The 5,878-nt window shown below is 25.7% G+C and carries 4 protein-coding genes; 2 read left to right on the forward strand and 2 right to left on the reverse strand.

Going from position 1 to position 5,878, the window contains the following annotated elements; genetic code table 11:
• Positions 1-986: phytoene desaturase family protein (locus NSA58_RS14505; RefSeq protein ID WP_257560624.1), on the forward strand; the 986-nt coding region annotated here is incomplete at its 5' end.
• 44 nt (positions 987-1,030) lie between these two features.
• Here NSA58_RS14505 and NSA58_RS14510 read toward each other — a convergent pair.
• Together NSA58_RS14510 and NSA58_RS14515 are read right to left on the reverse strand one after the other, a co-directional pair.
• Entirely contained in the window at positions 1,031-1,675 is a 645-nt protein-coding gene (locus tag NSA58_RS14510; RefSeq protein WP_039678087.1) for an undecaprenyl diphosphate synthase family protein, read from the reverse strand.
• Between the two features lie 277 nt (positions 1,676-1,952).
• Positions 1,953-2,387, reverse strand: coding sequence for a DUF2383 domain-containing protein (locus NSA58_RS14515; protein ID WP_039678086.1), 435 nt, complete (start codon positions 2,385-2,387; stop codon positions 1,953-1,955).
• 170 nt (positions 2,388-2,557) lie between these two features.
• On the opposite strand from NSA58_RS14515, the gene NSA58_RS14520 reads away from it, so the two are divergent.
• Complete coding sequence (locus NSA58_RS14520; RefSeq protein WP_074079550.1) at positions 2,558-5,725, forward strand: DEAD/DEAH box helicase; 3,168 nt, start codon at positions 2,558-2,560, stop codon at positions 5,723-5,725.
• The last annotated feature ends 153 nt before the right edge of the window (positions 5,726-5,878 follow it).

Raw genomic sequence — 5,878 nt, forward strand, 5'->3', positions numbered from 1 at the left:
CTTATAAATATCTTAACAAATTAATATCTAATGAAAAATTAAAAAATTACTTGATTTTTACCTCCATGTACATAGGTGTAAATCCTTATACAAATTCAAATATATATACATTAATACCAACTATATCACATTTATATGGACTTTGGTATATAGATGGAGGACTATATGAATATATTAAATCTTTGGAGAAGTTATTTGTGGACTTAGGTGGAGAAATAGTTACAAATCGTGAAGTAAAAAAAATACTTATAGAAGATAATGAAATAAAAGGTGTAAAAGTAAAGAATGAAGTAATAAGCTGTAATTTGGTAATTTGTAATGCAGATTATCCTTATGTAATTAATAACTTGCTAGATGATGAATTATCTGAGGGTAAATATGCTAAAAGTAATTTAACTAATATTGATTACTCCTGTTCTGTATTTATTTTATATCTAGGTTTAGATAAAATTTACACTAACTTAAGTGTTCATAATATTTATATAAGCAAGGATTTTAGAAGTAGTATAGAAGGACCTTTTAATGGTAAAATTTCTTCTGATCCATCATTATATATATATTACCCTGGATCAATTGACCATACATTTAGAACAAATAATCATTCATCCATGAATATTATGCTACGTGTTCCTAACTTATCATTCAATAGTATAAAATATGATGATAATCAAATTAGAAAGGTGAAAAAATATATCTTAAGTAATTTGAAAAATATTAAGGGACTTGAAGATGTAGAAAATCATATTTTATATGAAAATTATTTAACTCCTCTAGATTTAAAAAATAAATTTAATTTATATTATGGAAATGCATTTGGTATAAGTCATAAAATAAGCCAAAGTGCATATTTTAGACCTCATCTAAAATCTAAGAAAGTAAAAGGATTATATTTTATAAACTCGTCAACTCATCCTGGAAATGGAGCATCTGTAGTAATAGATGGTAGTAAGGTTTTATGTGAAGTGATTGAAAATAATAAAAAATAAGTGTTTTGCAAAATAGCAAAACACTTATTTTATTGGATCAAATCTTATCCACCAAGAGTAACATCTTGTTTATCGTACCATTTCAAAGCATCATAAAAATCTTGATCTTTAAAATCTGGCCACATATTATCTACAACATAAAAATCTGAATATACAGATTGTACTGGTAAAAATCCACTTAATCTTCGTCTGCCACCCCATCTAATAATTAAATCAATACGGGATATTTCATGTGATTTAAGCCTAGTGTCAATATGTTTGCCAAAAGGACAAAATTCTTTTCTAAGATTCAAGTCCCATGCCCAACCATAATGAATTAAAAAATTTACTTTTATTCCACCTTTTCCAAATTTCACTCTTTCTTTTGTAAATGGAAGAAGTTCTAGTGGAAAAGTATGAGGAGAAGTATCTCCTACAACTAAGATTTCACAATCTTCTTTTGTCAAAAGCATAACGGATTCAACACAAGCCTTAATAAAAGCTTCTTTTTGAATAGTTGGACGTTTAGTATTGTCTACAGTATAACCATAGAAAGTAATTTCTTCTATATTTTCCTTTTGACATAATTTGAAAAGTTGTAACCCTGGATTAATTCCATGTTCATAACCTTCTTCTTTTGATAAGTTGTTACTTAGTGCCCAACGCCTATTACCGTCGGGAATAATACCTATATGTTTTGGTGCTCTCATAATGCCTCCATATGTATTAGAATTATTTATTTATTCTTCCCAAAATAATAATAAATACACATTAACGCAGAAAAATCCTCATTATAATGAGGATTCATCTGTGTATATATGTTTTAATGATTCTCCATGAGTCACCACACCGTTTATTATATAAAACGGAGAAAACATATTTAATAGTAGCTTATCTTTCCGATCAATTAGATAAGTTACTATTTAGTGTCCCTATATTTATAGTTTATTGTGAATTGATAAAAATTACCACACTTTTTATTAAAATTTATAAAAAACTACGTAAATCTTTTGAGAAATTTTCTTCTATCTCTACTAAATCATAACATAAACCTTTAATACTTTCCATGGCTGAATCATATTCATTCATATATCTGCAAATAGATTTAATACCCATGTTGCAACCTTCAGTCATTAAATCAGCAATAGTTTTATCATGTTCACCCTTAATAAGCTTCATATTAACTTTAGCCCATGACATGGCTTTCGCCAAAGGGTTTGGCTCTTTTTCATCATCATTAAATTTTTTTAATTCTTTTTCTATTTTTTCTTCCAACTTCTCATGGTCTTTTAAATATTTTTCTAGAATAAATAAAAGTTTTTTATCATCAACTTTTTCTATAACACTATTTATTCCATCAATGCCCATCTTAACACCAGAACTACATTCTTTTAATAAATTTATAGTATCTTCATTTGCCACTTTAACCACTCCTTATAAGATTCTATTTTTATTATGCCAATAATTTTTTTTTTTAACCATAAATTATTGGTATACCAACGTATTGGAGAAGTTTTTTTTAGTATGGTCATTGAAGTAGTTTAATAACAGTTATATAATGAAATTTATAATACTTAGAAGCAGGTGAAATGATGGACTTTAGAATAGTAAATGATATATTAATTAATAATACTGACAAACTAAGATTGAGTAGAGGACAAGAGTATTATAAAGATGGATATGTTCAAGAAATTAAATATAATAATGAAGATAAAGTTTTAAATATTGATGGTAAAGTAGCTTCTGCTAATCATAACACTGTATATTATCCAGCTATTACAATAGATTTAAAGAATAAAGAAATAGTAAATACAATTTGTACTTGTGAAGACTATAAAAATAAAAGTTCCTTCGGAAAATATAACATATGTAAACATATTGTAGCTTCAACGCTATATGTAGTTAATTTATTAAAATCAGATATAATAAGTAACTTAAAACAAACAACAATTGTATTAAAAAATGATAATAAAATAAAAAGAAATAAAAATTATATCAACAAAGAACTACTAGATTATTTTAAAAATAAAGAAATAGAAAAAGTTAAACTAGATGTAAGAGTAGAGTATATAGGGGAGAACAGTGTAGCTTGTGACTTTAAAATAGGTATAGATAAAATGTATGTTATGAAAGATTTAAAAGAGTTTGCTTACTCTAGATTAGAATCAAAAGACTTAATATTTGGTGTGGATTTCCTATACAATCCATTAAATAGTTATTTTGAATATGAAGATGAAAAAATAGTTCAAATGATAGAAGAATATGGAATGGATTTATCTTATAATTTACCACAAAAAAACTTTAAATATTTAACTGTCAAAGGCTCTAATGTTAGAAGGCTATTTGAATCACTTTCTTATAGAAGTTTTGATTTTAAATTTAGAAATATGTACTACCGCCCAAGTGTTATTGAAAGCAATCTTCCTATAGACATAAATTTAGAGTGGAATAATAATGAAGTCATATTAAAATGTGAAGATAAGCTTCCTTTCCCCATATCATTAAAAGGTGATGTGGTCTTTTATAAAGGAGATATCTATTTATTAAATAGCGAAAACGGTATATATTATAAAAAACTTCACGCTATATTAAGTGAGTTTAAAGAAGTAAGCTTTCCGCTAGAAAATGTAAGTCAAGTTTTAAGTGACATGATACCTAAAATAGAAAAAATTTGTGATCGTGTAATTATAGATGAAAAAATAAAAAATAATATTTCTAAGGACTTAAAAATAAAATACTTCTTTGACTTGGAAGATAGTAATGTAACATGTAAAATTTCTTTTTCTTATAATGAAGATAATAAAAAACAATTTGTTATAAGAGACTTAGAAAAAGAAAATGAAGCTATTTATAGATTATATTCCAATTACTTTGAAAAAGATAAGGATAAATATGTATTTAAAGGAAATGATAATCAGTTATATGATTTTTTAAATAGTGAAATTAATAGACTTAAAAATATTGGAGAAGTATACTACTCTGATAAATTAAAAGAAAGAAAAATCCATAATTCTTCTGCTTTTAGAGTAGGTTTAGGAGAGGAAATTAATCATTATTTAGATTTTAATTTTGAAATCGATGGTGTAGACCCTCTAGAATATAAAAATATTATAAAAGCATTTAAAAGCCATAAAAAATATTATAAATTAGGTAACGGAGACTTTATAAATCTTGAAGATAATGAAACTAAAGAAATGTTTAAACTTATGGACAGCTTAGGTTTTACTGACAATATAAAAAATATGAAAATACACTCAAGTAAAGCCATGTTCATAAATCATCTCCTTACGGAGAAAAAGTTGCCTTATATTTCTGGAATCGAAAATATGAATAATATTATTGAGAAATTCAGAAATATAGACAAAAAAGAAATTAAAATTCCTGACGGACTAAATGCAACCCTACGGGATTACCAAGTTGATTCTCTTAACTGGTTTGAAACTTTAGATTATTTAGGTTTTGGTGGGATTTTAGCAGATGAAATGGGGCTAGGTAAGACAATACAAACAATTACTTTCCTATTAAGTAAGCCAAATAGAAAAACTTTAATAGTAACTCCAACATCTTTAATTCATAACTGGAAAAGTGAGTTTGAAAAGTTTGCTCCATCTTTATCAGTGGGAATAAGTCATGGACTAAAAAAAGAAAGATTAAATATAATTAAAAACATTAATGATTTTGATATTATATTAACAACTTATGGTTCACTTAGAAATGATATAGAAGAATACGAAAAGCTTCATTTTGATTATTGTATTATAGACGAAGCTCAAAATATAAAAAATCCATTAGCTTCTTCTTCTGATGCTGTAAAATCAATAAATGCAATTAATAAATTTGCCTTAACTGGAACGCCTATTGAGAATAATTTATTAGAACTATGGTCTATTTTTGATTTTATTATGCCAGGTTACTTATATAGTTTAACTAAGTTCAATGCCATATTTATAAAAGACCCTGAACAAGTGGAAAATCTAAAAAGAATGATAAAACCATTTATTCTTAGAAGAACAAAATCACAGGTTATCAAAGAGCTTCCGCCTAAAATAGAAAAAGAGTTTTATGTGGAAATGGGCAAAGCTCAAAAAAATACCTACGGCATTTATGTTGAAGAAATAAAGAAAAGATTACAGGAGAAAAAGGATATTAAAAATAAAATAACCATATTTTCATATCTTACGAAACTTAGACAATTATGTTTAGACCCAAGCATAATTGTAGAAGGATACAAAGGTAAAAGTGCAAAAACTGATACTTGCTTGGAAATAATAAAAGATTATATTGAAAAAGATAATAAAATCCTAGTATTTTCTCAGTTCACTTCTGTTTTAAAAAATATAGGTAAAAGACTAGATAAAAATCATATTAATTTTTATTATTTAGATGGAAGTACTTCTGCAAAAGATAGAATAACTTTAGTGGATAGTTTCAACAATAATAAAGAAATAAAAGTATTTTTAATTTCTCTTAAAGCTGGAGGAACTGGTTTAAATTTAACATCTGCAAATACAGTAATTCATTTTGACCCATGGTGGAATCCATCAGTAGAAAATCAAGCAAGTGATAGAGCTCATAGAATTGGTCAAAAGCAAGTGGTAGAGGTTATAAAATTAATTTCCAAAGGAACAATAGAAGAGAAGATAGTAGAGCTTCAACAAAAAAAATCAGAATTAATTCATGATATGATTGATGGAAATTTAAATAATACAAATGTATTAAGTAGTTTATCAGAAGAAGAATTAATTGATTTACTTAGATAATATCAATATATCTAGTAACTTACACTTAAATTGTTAAACTATTTAAGTGTATTCACATTGACAATAAAATAATTTAAGTATAATATGAAATAACAATTCTATTTATAAAATTTGCTTTTCTAATATAAAAAGTTACAAATTAAAATATAGATA

Source organism: Terrisporobacter muris (assembly GCF_024621905.1).
Lineage (GTDB): Bacteria > Bacillota > Clostridia > Peptostreptococcales > Peptostreptococcaceae > Terrisporobacter > Terrisporobacter muris.